This is a genomic window from Clostridium peptidivorans (assembly GCF_900205925.1).
Classification (GTDB): Bacteria; Bacillota; Clostridia; order Clostridiales; family Clostridiaceae; genus Clostridium_AK; species Clostridium_AK peptidivorans.
Map to the genome: position 1 here is coordinate 147,219 of NZ_OAOD01000001.1, position 17,928 is coordinate 165,146.

20 protein-coding genes are annotated in these 17,928 nt (G+C 29.1%); 2 read left to right on the forward strand and 18 right to left on the reverse strand.

Annotated features, from left to right (window positions below):
* The 15 genes from rpsP to pta form a co-directional block, all read right to left on the reverse strand.
* Nucleotides 1–258 carry a 30S ribosomal protein S16 gene (rpsP, locus tag CRN98_RS00825; RefSeq protein ID WP_097025519.1) on the reverse strand — a complete coding sequence of 86 codons (258 nt, stop codon included), beginning with the start codon at nt 256–258 and terminating at the stop codon, nt 1–3.
* A gap of 38 nt (nt 259–296) precedes the next feature.
* Nucleotides 297–1,652 (reverse strand): signal recognition particle protein, encoded by a 1,356-nt coding sequence (ffh, locus tag CRN98_RS00830; RefSeq protein WP_097025520.1) that lies wholly within the window; start codon nt 1,650–1,652, stop codon nt 297–299.
* A gap of 11 nt (nt 1,653–1,663) precedes the next feature.
* Nucleotides 1,664–2,008 carry a putative DNA-binding protein gene (locus CRN98_RS00835; RefSeq protein ID WP_097025521.1) on the reverse strand — a complete coding sequence of 115 codons (345 nt, stop codon included), beginning with the start codon at nt 2,006–2,008 and terminating at the stop codon, nt 1,664–1,666.
* Nucleotides 2,009–2,170: 162 nt separating this feature from the next.
* The gene (ftsY, locus tag CRN98_RS00840) at nt 2,171–3,082 is read right to left on the reverse strand and encodes a signal recognition particle-docking protein FtsY (protein WP_097025522.1); all 912 of its coding nucleotides are present in this window, start codon (nt 3,080–3,082) and stop codon (nt 2,171–2,173) included.
* A gap of 11 nt (nt 3,083–3,093) precedes the next feature.
* Nucleotides 3,094–6,651 carry a chromosome segregation protein SMC gene (gene smc / locus CRN98_RS00845; RefSeq protein ID WP_097025523.1) on the reverse strand — a complete coding sequence of 1,186 codons (3,558 nt, stop codon included), beginning with the start codon at nt 6,649–6,651 and terminating at the stop codon, nt 3,094–3,096.
* 14 nt (nt 6,652–6,665) lie between these two features.
* Complete coding sequence (locus CRN98_RS00850) at nt 6,666–6,764, reverse strand: DUF4044 domain-containing protein (RefSeq protein WP_097025524.1); 99 nt, start codon at nt 6,762–6,764, stop codon at nt 6,666–6,668.
* Nucleotides 6,765–6,871: 107 nt separating this feature from the next.
* Complete coding sequence (locus CRN98_RS00855; RefSeq protein WP_097025693.1) at nt 6,872–7,132, reverse strand: stage V sporulation protein S; 261 nt, start codon at nt 7,130–7,132, stop codon at nt 6,872–6,874.
* Between the two features lie 61 nt (nt 7,133–7,193).
* Nucleotides 7,194–8,282, reverse strand: a complete 1,089-nt coding sequence (locus CRN98_RS00860) for an elongator complex protein 3 (RefSeq protein WP_097025525.1) — start codon at nt 8,280–8,282, stop codon at nt 7,194–7,196.
* Nucleotides 8,275–8,976: a ribonuclease III gene (gene rnc, locus CRN98_RS00865; RefSeq protein ID WP_097025526.1), complete on the reverse strand. Its 702-nt coding sequence runs from the start codon at nt 8,974–8,976 to the stop codon at nt 8,275–8,277. Before rnc ends, CRN98_RS00860 begins: the two co-directional genes overlap by 8 nt.
* Before the next feature lie 125 nt (nt 8,977–9,101).
* Nucleotides 9,102–9,335: an acyl carrier protein gene (acpP, locus tag CRN98_RS00870; RefSeq protein ID WP_097025527.1), complete on the reverse strand. Its 234-nt coding sequence runs from the start codon at nt 9,333–9,335 to the stop codon at nt 9,102–9,104.
* 64 nt (nt 9,336–9,399) lie between these two features.
* The gene (gene plsX / locus CRN98_RS00875; protein ID WP_097025528.1) at nt 9,400–10,401 is read right to left on the reverse strand and encodes a phosphate acyltransferase PlsX; all 1,002 of its coding nucleotides are present in this window, start codon (nt 10,399–10,401) and stop codon (nt 9,400–9,402) included.
* Between the two features lie 143 nt (nt 10,402–10,544).
* A complete protein-coding gene (gene rpmF / locus CRN98_RS00880; protein WP_097025529.1) occupies nt 10,545–10,727 on the reverse strand; it encodes a 50S ribosomal protein L32 in 183 nt (60 codons plus the stop codon).
* 19 nt (nt 10,728–10,746) lie between these two features.
* Nucleotides 10,747–11,241, reverse strand: a complete 495-nt coding sequence (locus CRN98_RS00885; RefSeq protein ID WP_097025530.1) for a YceD family protein — start codon at nt 11,239–11,241, stop codon at nt 10,747–10,749.
* A gap of 101 nt (nt 11,242–11,342) precedes the next feature.
* Nucleotides 11,343–12,542 carry an acetate kinase gene (locus CRN98_RS00890; protein WP_097025531.1) on the reverse strand — a complete coding sequence of 400 codons (1,200 nt, stop codon included), beginning with the start codon at nt 12,540–12,542 and terminating at the stop codon, nt 11,343–11,345.
* A 66-nt stretch (nt 12,543–12,608) separates the two neighbouring features.
* The gene (pta, locus tag CRN98_RS00895; RefSeq protein WP_097025532.1) at nt 12,609–13,607 is read right to left on the reverse strand and encodes a phosphate acetyltransferase; all 999 of its coding nucleotides are present in this window, start codon (nt 13,605–13,607) and stop codon (nt 12,609–12,611) included.
* Nucleotides 13,608–13,870: 263 nt separating this feature from the next.
* On the opposite strand from pta, the gene CRN98_RS00900 reads away from it, so the two are divergent.
* Nucleotides 13,871–15,088, forward strand: a complete 1,218-nt coding sequence (locus CRN98_RS00900) for a nucleotidyltransferase (protein WP_097025533.1) — start codon at nt 13,871–13,873, stop codon at nt 15,086–15,088.
* A gap of 56 nt (nt 15,089–15,144) precedes the next feature.
* Nucleotides 15,145–16,317: a sporulation integral membrane protein YlbJ gene (ylbJ, locus tag CRN98_RS00905; RefSeq protein ID WP_242960763.1), complete on the forward strand. Its 1,173-nt coding sequence runs from the start codon at nt 15,145–15,147 to the stop codon at nt 16,315–16,317.
* Here the strand turns inward: ylbJ and CRN98_RS00910 are convergent.
* Genes CRN98_RS00910 through rsmD form a run of 3 tightly spaced genes read right to left on the reverse strand, consistent with a single transcriptional unit; the run spans nt 16,297 to nt 17,877 of the window.
* On the reverse strand, nt 16,297–16,824 hold the full coding sequence (locus CRN98_RS00910) for an ATPase (RefSeq protein WP_097025534.1): 528 nt from the start codon (nt 16,822–16,824) through the stop codon (nt 16,297–16,299). The genes ylbJ and CRN98_RS00910 overlap by 21 nt on opposite strands.
* Nucleotides 16,825–16,826: 2 nt before the next feature.
* Nucleotides 16,827–17,318, reverse strand: a complete 492-nt coding sequence (coaD, locus tag CRN98_RS00915) for a pantetheine-phosphate adenylyltransferase (RefSeq protein ID WP_097025535.1) — start codon at nt 17,316–17,318, stop codon at nt 16,827–16,829.
* A gap of 1 nt (nt 17,319) precedes the next feature.
* Nucleotides 17,320–17,877 carry a 16S rRNA (guanine(966)-N(2))-methyltransferase RsmD gene (rsmD, locus tag CRN98_RS00920; RefSeq protein WP_097025536.1) on the reverse strand — a complete coding sequence of 186 codons (558 nt, stop codon included), beginning with the start codon at nt 17,875–17,877 and terminating at the stop codon, nt 17,320–17,322.
* Nucleotides 17,878–17,928 lie beyond the last annotated feature (51 nt).

Here is a 17,928-nt window from a genome sequence, read left to right on the forward strand (position 1 = left end):
TTATTTTCCAAGCTTCTCTGAAACACCAGACTTAACAAAAAGTCTTTTAACTATTTCTGTTGGTTGAGCACCATTATTTATCCACTGAATAGCTTTTTCTTCATCTATCTTTATAGTTGCTGGTTCAGTGATTGGGTTGTAGTAGCCTATTTCATCTATGAATCTTCCATCTCTTGGGGATCTGGAATCTGCTACAATAACTCTATAGAAAGGAGCTTTTTTAGCACCCATTCTTCTTAGTCTTATCTTAACTGCCATGTTTTTTCACCTCCTTTAAAAGTAAAACATTTAATATATTAGAAAGGTAATTTTCCAAATAGGCCTTTTTTCTTCTTAAAGCCTTTTTGCATTCCCTTCATTTGCTTCATCATTTTTTTCATTTCTTCAAATTGCTTTAAAAGCTTATTGATATCTTGAATAGTTGTGCCTGATCCACTAGCTATTCTTTTCTTTCTTGAAGAAGAGCCACTTACTAAGGAAGGATTTCTTCTTTCTTTAATAGTCATAGAACTTATAATAGCTTCTGTTTTCTTAAGTTCTTTTTCACCTTGACTAAGGTCTACTCCTTGAAGTTCCTTAGTACTTATGCCAGGAATCATTTCTATTATTTTATTTAAAGGTCCTAAGTTTTTCATTTGCTGCATTGATTGTAGGAAATCCTCTAAATTAAATTCCTGATTCATAATGCGACTGCTAAGTTTTTCTGCTTCCTTTTCATCTATTGCTTGTTGAGCTTTTTCTATTAAAGTCAATACATCTCCCATACCTAATATTCGAGATGCCATTCTATCTGGATGAAAAACTTCAAAGTCATTCATTTTTTCGCCTATACCTACAAACTTTATAGGTCTTCCAGTAATAGCCTTTATAGAAAGAGCTGCTCCACCTCTAGTGTCACCATCTAACTTTGTGAGTACAACTCCTGTAATATCTAATTTACTATTAAAACTTTCTGCTACATTTACTGCATCCTGTCCTGTCATTGAATCCACTACAAGAAGTATTTCATCAGGGTTTACACCTTCCTTTACATCTTGCAGTTCCTTCATTAAGTCTTCATCTATATGTAATCTTCCTGCTGTATCTATTATAACTACATTTAAGTTATTGTCCTTAGCATGCTTTATAGCGGCTTTAGAAATATCTACAGGACTTACTTTATCGCCTAAAGAAAATACAGGAATATCTATTTGTTTTCCTACTACCTGTAACTGCTTTATTGCAGCAGGTCTATATATATCACAAGCTGCAAGTAGTGGCTTTTTATTTTTCTTCTTTAACTGAAGAGCAAGCTTTCCAGCTAGTGTGGTTTTACCAGCACCCTGTAAACCTACAAGCATTATTACAGTGATATCATTTTGAGCAAAATTTATCTGACTTTCTGTGGTTCCCATAAGTTCTACGAGTTCTTCATTTACTATTTTTATTACTTGCTGACCAGGTGTTAAACTTTCTAGCACCTCGTTACCCATAGATTTCTCACTTACTTTTTTCACGAAGTCTTTAACTATTTTATAATTAACATCTGCTTCTAAGAGAGCAAGCTTTACCTCTCTCATGGCTTCCTTTATATCTTTTTCCGTAAGTTTTCCCTTACCTTTAAGCTTTTTTAAAGTTTCTTGAAGCTTAGAAGCTAATCCTTCAAAAGCCATACATATCCTCCCTAAATATTATCTATCAACTGAGTTCTTATACAATCAACTATTTCTATTTGATTTTTATCACAATCTTTTTCTAACTTTTCTAGTTCAACTAGAATATTTTTTTTAACATTTGCCAATTGCATATTCTTTTGCATTATCTTCAGTTTTAATTCATAATCTAATAAAAGCTTATTACATCTCTTTGTTAAATCATAAATAGCTTGCCTACTAGTATTTGTATGTTCTGATATTTCTGCTAATGAAAAATCTTCATTATAATAAAGATTCATAATATACCTTTGTTTTTCCGTAAGTAAAGCACCGTAATAATCTAAAAGCAATGAAATTTCTATTCTTTCATCCATGAGTTTTGTGCTAGTGCACACTCACTCCCCTATCATTTATTGACGAATTATATAATATCAAACTTTTAGATGGCTGTCAAGTATTTTTACTTAACAGCTATTTAAAAATTAAATTATACTTTAATCATTGTAAAAGCAACGATTGACAAACTATCCAAGACATTAAAATAGTGCTTCAACAAATTCTTCAGGATTAAATTCTTGCAAATCTTCTATTCCTTCTCCTACTCCAATAAGTTTTACTGGAATATCTAGTTGATGTTTAATAGAAATAACTATTCCACCCTTAGCTGTACCATCTAACTTAGTAAGTATTATTCCATCAACTTTACATACTTCCATAAACTGTTTAGCTTGAATTACCGCATTTTGACCAGTTGTAGCATCCAAAACAAGATAGGTATGTTTTTCTGCTTCAATATATTCTCTTTCTATAATTCTATTTATCTTACTTAATTCATCCATAAGATTTTTTTTATTATGAAGTCTTCCCGCAGTATCACATATGAGAACATCGGTATTTCTTGCTTTGGCTGCCTGTATAGCATCATATACTACTGCTGCAGGATCTGAACCTTCTTGATGCTTTACTAAATCAACCCCTGATCTTTTACTCCATACTTCCAGTTGATCTATAGCCGCAGCTCTAAATGTATCTGCAGCAGCCATCAACACCTTATACCCGTTATTTTTAAGTTTAGCTGAAATTTTTCCAATAGATGTAGTTTTACCAACACCATTTACTCCAACTATTAAAAGTATTTCAGGAGTTTTTTCTGGATTAATAGATACACTTTCTTCTCCTAATATATCTAATATAACTTTTTTAAGACATGGTTTTACTTCTACAGGATCTTTTATCTTATCTTCTTTTATTTTTTCTTTTAATCTATCAATTATTTCTAAAGAAGTTTCTACACCTATATCTGAAGTAATAAGTATTTCCTCTAGTTCTTCAAATAAATCCTCATCAATATTTACATATAATTTTAGCATTTGGCTAATCTTATCTGTAAAATTCCCCTTGGTTTTATTAAGTCCTTGTTTTAATTTTTCAAAAAATCCTCCAAACATGTTATCGCTCCTTATGTTGTTAAATTTACTGATACTATTTTTGAAACTCCTTTTTCCTCCATGGTAACTCCATATAAAACATCACTAGATTCCATAGTTCCTTTTCTATGAGTAATAACTATAAACTGTATATTCTCAGAAAACTTCTTTAAAAATTCAGCATACCTTGCTACATTTGCATCATCTAATGCTGCCTCTATTTCATCTAATATACAAAAAGGAGTAGGTTTCATTTTTAATATAGCAAATAATAATGCTATGGCTGATAGAACCTTTTCTCCACCAGACATCAAATTTATATTTTGTAACTTTTTCCCTGGAGGCTGTACATTTATATCTATAGTACCTGTGAGTTCATCCCCCGTTAATATAAGGTCTGCACTTCCTCCTCTAAATAATTCATTAAATGTTTCATTAAATATAGTTCTAAGCATATGGAAATTTTCATTAAAAACACCTTTCATCTTTTGAGTCATTTCTTCAATAACATTCATAAGCTCATTTTTAGCTTTTATCAAATCCTCTTTTTGGCCATTCATAAAACTAAACTTCTCTTGAATTTCCTTATACTCTTCTATGGCTCCTACATTTACTACGCCTAAATTTGATATACTCATCTTTATACTTGAAATTTCTTGCTTATATTTGCTTATATCCTCTATTTCAACTTTAAAGTCCAAAGCCGTATAAGAGTCTATTTCGTGTTCTTCATATAGTTTATTTTCAAGACTTTGTTCTTCAGTTTGAAGCTTAGTTAAATTTACTTCATATTTGTGAAATTCACTATCCTTCTTTTCTTTAAGAATATGAAATTCCTCTAACTGAGCCTGATATAAATTTATTTTTTCCTTTACTTTTATAAGTTCTACTTCTCTATCCTTAAATTTAATATCTAAATTATTTATAACTTCATTTATGAATTCTATCTTACTATTATTATCCTTAGTTTTCAGTTGAAACTCATGGATATTATCTGCTGAATTTTTTATGGATATTATTAATTTGTCTTTTCTTTCTTTAAAATCATTTATTTCTTTATCTAATCTTTCTACTTCTTTTACATTATTTAAATGCATTTCATCTACTTGAGCTTTTTCTATTCTCTTTGACGTTAAAGCTTCTTTTATTTTTTCTAGTTCACCTTGTTTATATGAAATTGATTTTTCTATGTCTGAAATTTTATTTACATTTTCACTTTGTAATTTTTCTAATTTATTAACTTTTTCTTCTTTTATATCTTTTTCTTTAATATTTTCTTGTATATCTATATCTATAGAACTAATTTCACTTTTAGATATATTTAAATTATTTCTCAATCTAGCGGTTTCACTATCAATGTGAGAAAGTTTTTCTTTAAGTTTGGTAATTTCTATATTTTCATAATAAACTTGGTCTTTTAAATTTAAGTTTTCTTCATCTAATTTTTTAACAATTTGATTTAAATTGTTAACTTCACTATTACATTTATCTATTTTTAGTGAAGTTTTTTTTATAGAATTATCTATTTCTTCTATTTCTCTTTTTCTTCCTATAACATTAGTATTTTTATTATTATAAATACTACCTCCTGTTAAGGAACCACCAGGATTTATCACTTCTCCAGATAATGTTACTATTTTATAACTGTAAGCACATCTTTTAGCTAATATAAGTGCATTATCCATATTATCACATATAATCGTTTTCCCCAATACATAATCAATTGCTGAAGTAAACTTGCTATTATATTTTATAAGTTCACTTGCGATACCAATGTAGCCATTCATGCTTTTTATATCTTTATTTAATAAAACCCTCTTACCTTTAATAATGTTTAGAGGTAAAAAAGTCCCTCTACCTAAATTATTTTGTTTTAAATACTTTATAAGTGTTTTAGCAATTTCTTCTTCAGAGGTTATAACATGTGAAATAGCCCCTCCTAAAGCTATTTCTATTGCCTTCTCATAAAGTTTGTCAACTTCAATTATTTCTCCTAATACAAACGCATTGTTTGTGGCTTCTGGAATTCTCCCCTTATCTATAGCTTGCATAAGGTTTTTTATTGATTTTGAATATCCTTCATACTGCTTATCTAAATTCAATAAAAAATTATGATTAGCTTCCAACTTATTATAAATTGAGTGCAATTCTTTTGTCTCTTTTTCTTTTATTAATAACTTATCTTTAAGTGTAGATAATTCTTTCTTGTTTATGTTTATGTTTTCTTCATATGAATTTATTTTACCCTTTAGCTTATTTATTTCCAAATGAAGCATTTCTTTAGTACTATTATTTATTTGTATAGAATTAATAAAGCTCTCGCAGGAAATCTTTAGCTGACTAAGTTTTTTATTTAATCCTTCTATATTATTATTAATTAGTAATATGTTATTTCTAAAAGAAGACACCTTACTCAAGTACTCTATATGGCATTCTTTAATCTCTTTTAATACTTTTTCTTCATCTTCCAATTCAGAATTTAAGCGTAAAATAACATTTTCCTTATCTAAAACATATTTATTTAATTCTTTACTTTTTATAGATATATCACTAAGACATTTTTCAGAAAGATTTCTAGTCTTAGATAACTCTTCTATCTTTTTATCTATTTCCTCTAAATCTTTTGTGGAACTCACTGTAATATTTTCTAAATTAGCTATTCTCTCCAATAATATATTATTTTCAGATATTATATTTGCTAGTTCTTCTTTTTTAGTATAATAAGTTTTTCTTTCTTCTAAACTTTCATCTTCAAATTTTTTCAGTTTTTCATTCCATATATCTAACTCTTTTTTACAATTATCATTTTCATTATGTAAAGTGTTCAGATCATTCTTTATATCTTTTATTTTATTACTTATTTCACCTATATCAGTACTTAATTTCTCAATAGAGTGAACTATTATATTTACTTCCTTTGACTTTAACTCCTCACTTAATCTTAGAAACTTCTTAGCCTTTTCACTTTCTACTCTTAAAGGCTCTAATCTTTCTTCATAAGTAGTTAATATATCAGATATTCTAGTTAAATTACTCTCTGAATTTTGCATTTTTTTTTCCGCTTCTTGTTTTCTTGTTTTAAACTTTACTATTCCTGCTGCTTCTTCTAAAAGACTTCTTCTTTCTTCTGTTTTTCCACTTAATATAGCATCTATTTTACCCTGTCCTATTATGGAATAACCTTCTTTTCCTATACCTGTATCCATAAATAGTTCCTGTATATCTTTTAATCTGCACTGTGTATTATTTATATAATACTCACTGTCTCCAGACCTATAAATTCTTCTAGAGACTGTAACGTCTGTATATTCTATAGGGAGTTCTAATTTAGTATTATCTAAGGTAAGGGATACTTGAGCAAGACTTACAGGTTTTCTAAATTGCGTTCCGGCAAAAATTACATCTTCCATTTTGCCACCTCTTAAGCTTTTAACACTTTGCTCCCCTAAAACCCATCTAACAGCATCGGATATATTACTTTTACCACTACCATTAGGTCCTACTATAGACGTTACTCCTCTTTTAAACGTAAGTTCTGTTTTATTTGCAAAGGATTTAAATCCCCTTATTTCAATTGATTTTAAAAACATTTACCATAGCTCTCCTATCTTCCAATCACAAGAGGTAACAAGCTTACTATAAACATTATAAGCACTACATATACCATTATTTTTTGCATTTTATCTCTTTTGGCTTTTTTCATAAAAAACACCTCTAATTAAAATATTTAATAATATACTAGTTTATATTAAAAAAACTAAAATATCAACGCTAAAAATAAAAACCATGATTCCCATGGTTTTTTATATACTATCTTGGCTGCACAATAAATTTAATTGCTGTTCTTTCTTCCCCTTCTATATTAACTTCTGAAAAAGCTGGAACCACTACCAAATCAATCCCATTAGGAGCTACAAATCCTCTTGTAATAGCAATTGCCTTTACTGCTTGATTTACTGCTCCTGCTCCTACCGCCTGTACCTCTGCACTGCTCTTTTCCTTAATTGCTGCGGCCAACGCCCCTGCTACTGATTTAGGTTCTGATTTAGATGAAACCTTTAATATTTCCATATATACTTCCTCCCCATATACCATAAAATAATCACTCCAATTATAGTTCAATTATCTTATTCTATATGAGCTTTAAATATCCTTCTTTGTACTTATTTATTATATACTCATGCATCGACAATTTAACACAATTTTCATCTAATTTTAAAATTAAATTACCTAATTTAATATTAGAATTTTGAACAACCTTAAAACTAACTGTCTTTAAATTACTTATCATGTCATAAAAAAATTCCTTTTTATTTGAATAAAGCTTAGATATATCTTTGTTATTAATTTCTATTATAACCTCACCATTATATTTTAAAGGAATATTTTCAAATATCATATCATTCATTATACTACTCTCTACAAGTTCTCTAAATGCAGGATGAAATGGTCCTTCAACAATTTCTTTTCCTACATTTATTTCTTCTGTAGGCTGAAGACCTATTCTTATAACTTTAATATTATTAGATATAAGCATTCCGTAAATTACTTTAGTTATTTTTATTGCCTCACTTAATGAATATGGTGTATATGAATTATTGTTAAGCATAAATTCCATAGGAGTGTTTTTTACCACCAGGGCTGGATAAATTCTGCATATCTCTGGTTTCATAGATATTACTTTTTCCGTGGTTTCTATATCCTTTTTAAAGTTATCTCCAGGCAATCCCAGCATTATTTGATGGCCTAAAGTAAATCCATATTCTTTAATTAATTTAGAAGAAGTATATACCACCTCTTCTTCATGTCCTCTGCCAGATAATTTAAGAACCTCATTATCTAAGGATTGTACGCCTAGCTCTATTATATCTACTCCATATTCTTTTAAGTTATCTAATATCTCTTTATTTATACAATCTGGACGAGTGGAAAGTCTTATATACTTTATTTTGCCTTCATCTTTATAATACTTAGCTACCTTGAGAAGTGATTTTTGCCTATTTATATCTATTGCAGTAAAGCTTCCTCCAAAAAACGATACTTCTATAACCGCATTATCATTTTTTATGGTATTCAAATAACTTTTTATTACATTATGAGTATACTCCTCATCTACTGTCTCATGAATTCCAGTTATAGAGCTTTGGTTGCAAAAGACACAATTATATGGACATCCTTCATGAGGTACAAAAATAGGGATTATATAGTAACTTTTACTCATTATCTTCCTCCATAGTTTTAATAGCTTCTTTTGCTGCATTTTGCTCCGCTTGTTTTTTACTATATCCTGAACCATGACCTAATATTTTATCATTTAGCTTAACTTGAGTATAAAACTTTCTTCTATGAGGTGGCCCTTCATATTTTAAAAGATCATAAATAATTTCAACATCTCCTCGTTCTTGAAGCTTTTCTTGGAGCTTTGTCTTATAATCTAATATTATTTCATCCCTCATAGCTTTTTCAATTATATTAAAAAAGTTATGTATTACAAATTCTCTTATGACTTCTATACCCTTATCTAGATATATTGCGGCAATAACAGCTTCTACACAATCCGCAAGTATCGATACCCTGTCTCTTCCTCCAGTCAATTCTTCGCCTTTACTCATATTAATATATTGACCTAATTCCCATCTTTGAGCAACTTCAAACAATGAATTTTCACATACAATAAGAGATCTCTTTCTAGATAATTCTCCTTCTGATTTGTTTTTATAATTCTTAAACAAATATTCTGTTATAATAAGCTGAAGTACAGAATCACCTAAAAATTCTAATCTTTCATTATATCCTATATTCTTTTTTTGATTAGCATACGAACTATGAGTAACAGCTGTATCTAAAAGCTTTTCATCTTTAAATATAACTTTTAATTTTCTCTGTAATACTTTTAATTCTACATCACTTTTCATAACCTCTAACTCCTCTTAGAAGTTTATTCTTCAACTTGCTTTTTAAACTTAAACAAATTCAAGGATAAACTTTTAGCTTATTTATTAAATTTTAAAGTCCCGTAAATATCCACGGGACTTTAAAATTACTCTTCAGTATGAGCTTTTATATATTCTACAATATCTCCTACTGTATTAATGCTTTCAGCTTCTTCATCTGGAATTTCCAAATCAAATTCTGTTTCTAAAGCCATTATTAACTCAACTATATCAAGTGAGTCAGCTCCTAAATCATCAACAAAGGATGATTCCATTGTTATTTCTTCTGCATCAATTCCTAATTGTTCTGAAATTATATTTTTAACCTTTTTAAAAATCATAACTTTACCTCCCCGAATTCTTTTAATTAGATAATATTATATATTAATCATATCGTCAATATTATTAAGCTTCATTTAAGCTTATAAGTTCTTCTTTTATAAGTTCAATAATATTGTTGTTATGATAATTAATACATTGTCTTACAGCATTCTTAAATGCTCTTTTATCTGAGCTGCCATGTGCCTTAACACATATTCCATTTACACCTAAAAAGGCAGCTCCTCCATATTCCTTGTAGTCAAATTTTTTCTTTATATTTTTAAAAACAGGTTTTAATAAAGCTCCTCCTATCTTAGTTGAAAAAGAGCTCATTATTTCTTCCTTTAATATATTAAATATATTAAAAGCCGTTCCTTCATACATCTTAAGAACAGTATTTCCTACAAACCCATCACAAACTAAAACATTTACATCTCCGGTAGGAATATCTCTAGGCTCTACATTTCCTATAAAATTTAAATTAGACTCTTTCAAAAGAGTATATGCAGCTTTTGTAAGTTCATTACCCTTTTCTTCCTCTGCACCTATATTTATAAGTCCCACTGAAGGATTATCTTTTTTTAATATTTTCTCAAAGTATATCTTGCCCATTGATGCAAATTGAAGTAAATTATCAGGTTTGCATTCTGCATTAGCTCCTACATCAATAATCATAAATGGTGAATTTTTTCCTGGCATTATTGGAGCTAAAGCTGGTCTATCTATTCCTTTAATTCTTCCTACTATAAATAATGCACCCGCCATAAATGCTCCTGTGCTGCCAGCTGAAATTATAGCATCAGCTTCCTTTGATTTTACCAAATTAAGTGCTTTATTTAAACTAGAGTCCTTTTTCTTTCTTATAGCCATAACAGGTGGTTCATTAGAAGATATTACTTCTTTAGCATCTATTATACTCAATAAATTTTTATCGTATTCATAATTAGATAATTCTTTATTTAAAAGGTCCTCAGGTCCTGTAATAAGAAACTTTAAATCTTTAAACTCATTTAATGCTTCTATACATCCAGCGATTACTTCTTTTGGAGCTAAATCTCCTCCCATGCCATCCACTGCTATAATCATAGTTACGAATTTCCTTTCAATAAAAAACTTGGTATTTTATCTGTAAAAAGTATATACTAATTTTTTAATAAATACAAGATGAAATGAAATAAAAAAATATAATTTTCAAGACATAAAATAAAAGAAAGTCAAAAGACTTTCTTTTATTTTTCAGTAGCTACAACTTCTTTTCCTTTATAATATCCACAGCCTTTACAAACTCTATGCGCAAGTTTCATTTCATGGCACTGAGGACATTCAACTATTCCTGGCAAGCTTAATTTGAAAGTTTGTGCTCTTCTAGAATCTCTTCTACCTTTAGAGAACCTTCTTGCTGGATTTCCCACAGTAAACACCTCCTTAGTTTTATCGAAACAATTCCTTTAACTTAGCCAATCTAGGATCTATATCTTCATCTCCACAATTACAAGTTGAGTGATTTAAATTAGTTCCACAATTCTGGCAAAGACCTTTACAACTTTCACTGCAAAGCCTTCTAATTGGTAAGTAAAGTATAATGTTATTTTCTATAATTTCTGTGATGTCAATAACATCACTATCTATAAAGATGCAATCATCATCTTTATTGGCATCATCATTAGAGAATTTTTCCTCAATAGAAAACTCCATGTCTCTATCAAAATTCCCTAAACATCTTGAACAGCTAAGTTCAATCTTAACCTTTGCTTTAGCATCAAGTGATATTTCATTTCCTAAGGCACTTAATGTACCCTTAACTTCAATGGGAGTTAGGAATTTAACTTCTTCTTTCCCATCATAAAAACCATCTTCTTCAAAGCAAAGATCTATATTTTTTTTGGTAATCTTTTTTCTTAATAAATCAGATATATCTATCTTCATCTTTTCTCACCTCAATGAATTAGCCACAATTTATTATATAAAGATGATAAGTAAAAGTCAAGTTTTATTTGTTTTTTTGCTAAAATATGAAAATTTATGTGCTATTTATTTTCAACTATTTCCTTAGTATCTCTAGCTATCATAAGCTCTTCATCAGTTGGTATAACATATACTTTTACTGAAGAATCAGGAGTACTTATTTCTTTAGCAAATCCTCTTCCTTCATTATTTTTCTTTTCATCTATTTTAATTCCTAAGAATTCTAGATTCTTGCATATTTCACTTCTGCTTAATGCTGAATTTTCTCCAAGTCCTGCAGTAAATACTAAGCAATCTACTCCGCCCATCGCTGCTGCATAGGAACCTATAAATCTCTTTACTTTATAGTGGAATACATCAAGTGCAAGTTCAGCTCTATGATTTCCTGATTCAGCTGCTTCTTCTATATCTCTAAAGTCACTGCTTACTCCTGAAATTCCATATACTCCTGATTTTTTATTTAATAGGTTGTTTATTTCATCTATACCTAAGTTTAATTCTTTCATAAGGAAAGTTATTATAGCTGGGTCTACATTACCAGATCTAGTTCCCATAGCTACACCTTCTAATGGAGTAAAGCCCATACTTGTTTCTACTGATTTTCCTCCATCAACAGCACATATACTAGCTCCATTTCCTAAATGGCATGTAACTATTTTTAAATCTTCTATGTTCTTACCCATCATTTCTGCTGCTACATTTGAAACATATCTATGAGATGTTCCATGGAATCCATATTTTCTAATTCCATAATTTTTGTATAGTTCGTATGGTAAAGCATACAAATATGCATATTCTGGAATAGTTTGATGGAATGCAGTGTCAAATACCGCTACCATAGGAGTATTTGGCATAAGAGCTTTGCATGCATTTATTCCTATTATGTTTGGAGGATTATGTAATGGTGCAAGTTTTATACAATCTTCTAAGGATTTCATTACTTCATCGTTTATTAAAACAGAATTTGCATACTTTTCTCCACCATGCACAACTCTGTGTCCTACTGAAGATATTTCTGACATATCTGAAATAACTCCATGTTCTTTATCTACAAGAGCACCTAATACTAATCTTATAGCATCTTTATGATCTTTCATTGGCTCTTCAATTATATATTTTTCTCCATTAACCTTTTGAGTAAGTATAGAACCTTCTATTCCAATTCTTTCAACAAGTCCCTGTGCTAGAGCAGTTTCATTGCTCATATCTATTAACTGATATTTTAAAGATGAACTTCCACAATTAATTACTAATATTTTCACTTTAATATTCTCCTTCCAGATCTGTTTTACGTTTAATATATTTAATATAAATTAATACAATAAATTTTACTGATTTTGAGCTTGAACTGATGTAACTGCAACAACGTTTACTATATCTTCTGGACTGCATCCTCTTGATAAGTCATTTATAGGTTTTGCAAATCCTTGAGTTATAGGGCCTATTGCTTCTGCCTTAGCAAATCTTTGAACTAACTTATATCCTATATTTCCTGCCTGTAAATCAGGAAATATTAATACATTTGCTTTTCCTGCTACTGGACTATTTGGAGCTTTAAGACTAGCAACTTTATCAACTATAGCTGCATCTAATTGTAATTCACCATCAATTTTAATGTCTGGTCTCATTTCTTTTGCAAGCTTAGTTGCTGTAGTAACTTTCTCAACTAGTTCGTGACTAGCACTTCCCATAGTTGAGAAAGAAAGCATAGCTACTTTAGGTTCCATATTGCAAAGTGATTTTGCAGTTTCTGCAGTACTTATAGCTATAGATGCTAATTCTTCTGCAGTAGGATTTGGATTAACAGCACAGTCTGAGAAAAGTAATAGCCCATCTTGACCATATACAGAATCTGGGACTACCATAATAAATGCACTAGATACAACTGAAGCACCTGGAGCTGTTTTTACTATTTGTAGGCCTGGTCTTAACAAGTCTCCTGTAGTATGTATTGCACCAGAAACCATACCATCAGCATCGTTTAGCTTTACCATCATAGTACCAAAATATAAAGGATCTTTTACAACTTTAAGTGCTTTTTCAATAGTCATACCTTTGCTTTTTCTTAATTCATATAATTCTTTTGCATATCCTTCTGTCTTATCACTAGTTTCAGGATCTATTATTTCTGCTCCCTCTACGCTAACCCCTAATTTATTTGCCATTTCATGAACTTTTTCTTTATTTCCTACTAAAACTATATTTGCAAGCTCATTTTTTATTATCATTTCACAAGCTTTTATGTTTCTTTCTTCTTCCCCTTCAGGAAGGACAATTTTCATTTTATTGGATTTTGCTTTTTCCCATATTTGTTCCATTAACTTCATAATAAATAATACCTCCACACATTAATTAATTAAAGCACAATATATAATATAGGCTTTTTATATAAGCTTTTCAAGGGTTAATTTAAAAAAAATATATATTATTTAAAATTTATACATCCATTTTCTGGCCAAATTTTATGAAAAAGTATAGTATTTTTAAAAAAAAGTGTTAAATAATTATCAATGTTTGTATAATTTGAAAATTTGTCTATAATAATTTATGTAAACAATATAAATTAATTACTAATATTTGGAGGATAATTATGAAAATAACAGGTATAGTTGTTGAATATAATCCCTTGCATAATGGTCATGTAATTCATGTAAAAAAAACCAAGGAAGTTACTAAGTGTGATGGTGTTGTTGCTGTAATGAGTGGTCATTTTGTTCAAAGGGGTGCACCTGCCATTTTAGACAAATGGACCCGCACAAAAATGGCACTTTTAAATGGAGTAGACTTAGTAATCGAACTTCCCGTATTATATAGTATTTCTTCAGCTGAATTTTTTGCCTGGGGTAGTATGAGCTTACTTAATAGCTTAGGTATAGTTGATTCTTTATGTTTTGGCAGTGAAAGCGGTAATATACTAGATATTATGAAGATATCTAATATTCTTGTTAATGAGCCTTTAGAATTTAAAACTAGTTTAAAGAAATATCTAGATGAAGGAAATACCTTTCCATTAGCTCGCAACTTAGCATTGTACGAATATTTAGGAAATAACAAAAAAAATTGTTTGTCCTTTAACAATTTTTTTGCCTCATCTAACAATATTTTAGGAATAGAATACTGTAAAAATTTATTGAAATTAAATAGCAATATTAAGCCTTTTACCATTTCAAGGCAGGGAAGTTCTTACAATTCACCAAATTTAGAGTCAGAATTTTCCAGCGCTACTGCTATACGAAATCACTTACATACTAATACGGATATAAATTATATTAAATATTTTACCCCTGATAGTGTATGGAATATACTTGAAAGTTTCAAAAAAGATGATTATTCCTTTAAATTTGAAGATAAAGTATTAAATTATATAAAATATAAATATATTTCAGGAATTGGAGATACAGAAAAAATACCTGAAGCTTCTGAGGGACTTTCTAATAGAATTAATTCCTTTATTCTTAATTCTAATGACATGAATGAACTTATAATGAATATAAAAACTAAACGATATACATATTCAAGAATAAGTAGAATCTTATATCAATACTTTTTAAATTTTGACACCTTAAACTATGATATGCTAAGAAGAGAACCATGCCCATATGCTAGAGTCTTAGGATTTAATAGTATAGGAAGGGAAATGCTTAAGAAAATGAAAAAAAGCTCTTCTATCCCTATATATACTAAACTTCCAAAGCATCTGCCTCGGGCATTAGAAGTAGATATTAAAGCAACTAAATCCTACAGTTTAATTAATAATTTTTTAGATCCATTTGCAGATTACAAAATTAAACCTATAATTCTAGAGTAATAAAATTTAACCATTACAATATATTTATATTAAAGTATTTTTGTAAGGATAGTTTTATGATAAGAATTGTATTATATTTAATGATTATAATATCAATAGTATTAATTTCTTGCTTATTAAAAAATAAATCTGTGCTAATAACTTTAATTTGTTCTATATTAATAATAAGTTTTGCTTTAAATCCTAGTATATCTATAGCTGGAACTATAGAAGGAGCTAATTTATTTTTTTATAAAGTTTTTCCTTCACTGTTCCCGTTTTTAGCCATATCAAATATAATGTTATATTGTAATGGCGTATTTATATATTCTAAACTTTTCGGAAAGCTTCTTTGCATTCCACTTAGATTACCAGTACAATGCAGTTTTGTAGTAATAATAAGTACCTTATGTGGATATCCACTTGGAGCAAAATATGCTTGTGAACTATATGAAAAAAAAATTATAGACTTTAATACTTGTAAAAGGCTTCTAAATATAGCTTCTAATGCTAGCCCTTTATTTATTATAGGTTCTGTAGGTGTATCAATGTTTAAGAGTTTAAGGATGGGTTATATATTATTAATTGCTAACTATCTGTCCTGTTTCATTATGAGTTTACTAATAAAACCTGATGATAATAAGATTTCAACTAAATTTACTTTAAATAACATGTATGATTTAAATTTAGGCTCTGCTCTTAGAGCTTCTATAGAAGATTCTATAAAAACCACTTCATCTGTAGGTGGATTTATAATATTATTTTCAGTTATAAATAACATAATAAAAAATAGCATCATTTTTGATGCTATTATAAAAAATATCAGTATACTATTTAATATTCCTCTAAAAGTTATACAAGGATTTTTACTAGGACTTATTGAAATGACAAATGGTTGCAATATACTTTCTACCACAAATATTAACCCTGCAATAAAGTTAAGTATTGCAAGCTTTTTAATTGGATTTAGCGGACTATGCATACTTTGGCAATGTAACTCTTTTATGAGTAAATTTAATTTTTCTCTTATTAGATATAGCAAATATAAATTAATACAGGGGACAATAAGTTCTGTTATATGCTTTTTAACATATAACATCTTTTATACTACTTCCCCCATATTTAATAATTCATATTATACAATATCAACAATTAATTTATATATGTACATTTTTTTGATTATTATATTACCAGTGGTAATTTATAAAATTATCATCAAACTTAAAAAGTTACTTTTTCATACTTCTTAGTTCTTGTATATTTTCTCTTATGGTATCAGATGTGAATTTTACTTCTCCCTCTAAACTACTTATAAAGCGCTCCATTTCGTCTTTGATACTGCTTAACATTTTATCGCTTTTTTCTGAGATTTCTTTTTCTAGCTCAGTTAAAATTTCATCTGCATATTCTCTCGCTCCTAGTCTTAAAGCTTTTGCTTCATTTTGGGCTGAAGAAATTATTTCTTCGGCTCTTTCTTTTGCTTCAATGGTAATATCATGGCTTTCTATTTGTCTCTTTAAAACTTCAATATTTTGTTTTTTTATCTCTTCTGCTTCTTTTTGTGCTTCGCTTATTATTCTATCCTTTTCTTCATAAACCCATTGAGCTTTTTTAAATTCTGATGGCATATAATTTATTACTTTATATATCGCTTCAGTAATTTCTTTTTTATCTACCATTATCTTGCCGGTCATAGGTACTTTTGAAGCTGTTTCTATTATTTCTTGAATATATTCTAGTAATTTAAGTACATCCATTATTAAATCCCCCTCTTTTTATCTATCCTTTCTATTACATCTTGTATAATTTCATCAGGCACTAATCCCTCTATACATCCTCCAAACATAGCTACTTGTTTTACAGAAGATGAACTTAAAAATGAATACTCTGCCGCTGTCATCATAAATATTGTTTCCATATCAGGATTTAATCTCTTGTTCATTAATGCCATTTTAAACTCATACTCAAAATCCGACACTGCTCGTAGTCCTTTTATAATAACTTTTATATTTCTTTCCTTCATAAAATTAACTAAAAGTCCACTAAAGCTTTCTACTTTTACATTAGGTATATCTTTAGTAGCTCTCTTTATAAGCTCTACTCTCTCATCTATTTCAAACAATCCTTTTTTATCGGGATTTACCAGTACTCCTACTATGACTTCATCAAATGTATTAGATGCTCTCTTAATTATGTCTAAATGCCCATTAGTTATAGGATCAAAACTTCCTGGGTAAACACCTATATTCATTTTATTCCTCCCTATACTCGTAAAAGCAAACGGTTGTATTGCCATATTTTCTGTGATCAGTTAACTTAATATTATCTGTTCCCTCATATATCTCTTCACTTGAATCAATTTTACTTACTATAAGTCCATCCCTATTAAGCAAATTATTATCATCAATTATTTGCATAGCCGGCGGAATCATTTCTTTTGAATACGGTGGATCTATAAAAATTAAATCGAAGACCATTCCTTTACTTGCTAACGCCTTTAAAGCTTCATAAGAATCCATATTTAAACACGTACATTTATCTTCAAAACTCAAAGTTTTTACATTTTGTTTAAGAAGACTAAAGCTTTTTTCTCCCTTATCTACTAGATAACACTCTTTTGCACCTCTACTTACCGCTTCTAACCCTAAACTACCTGTACCTGCAAAAACATCTATTGCTTTTGTTCCATATACACGAAATTGAATCATATTAAATATATTTTCTTTTACTCTATCTAAAGTAGGTCTAGTTCCCATACCTTCAGGAGGTAAAATCTTTTTTCCTTTTGCAATACCTGCAATTATTCTCATACAACTTCCTCCTATTCCTTTTTTCGTTAATTTCTCTAATATTTTATCACA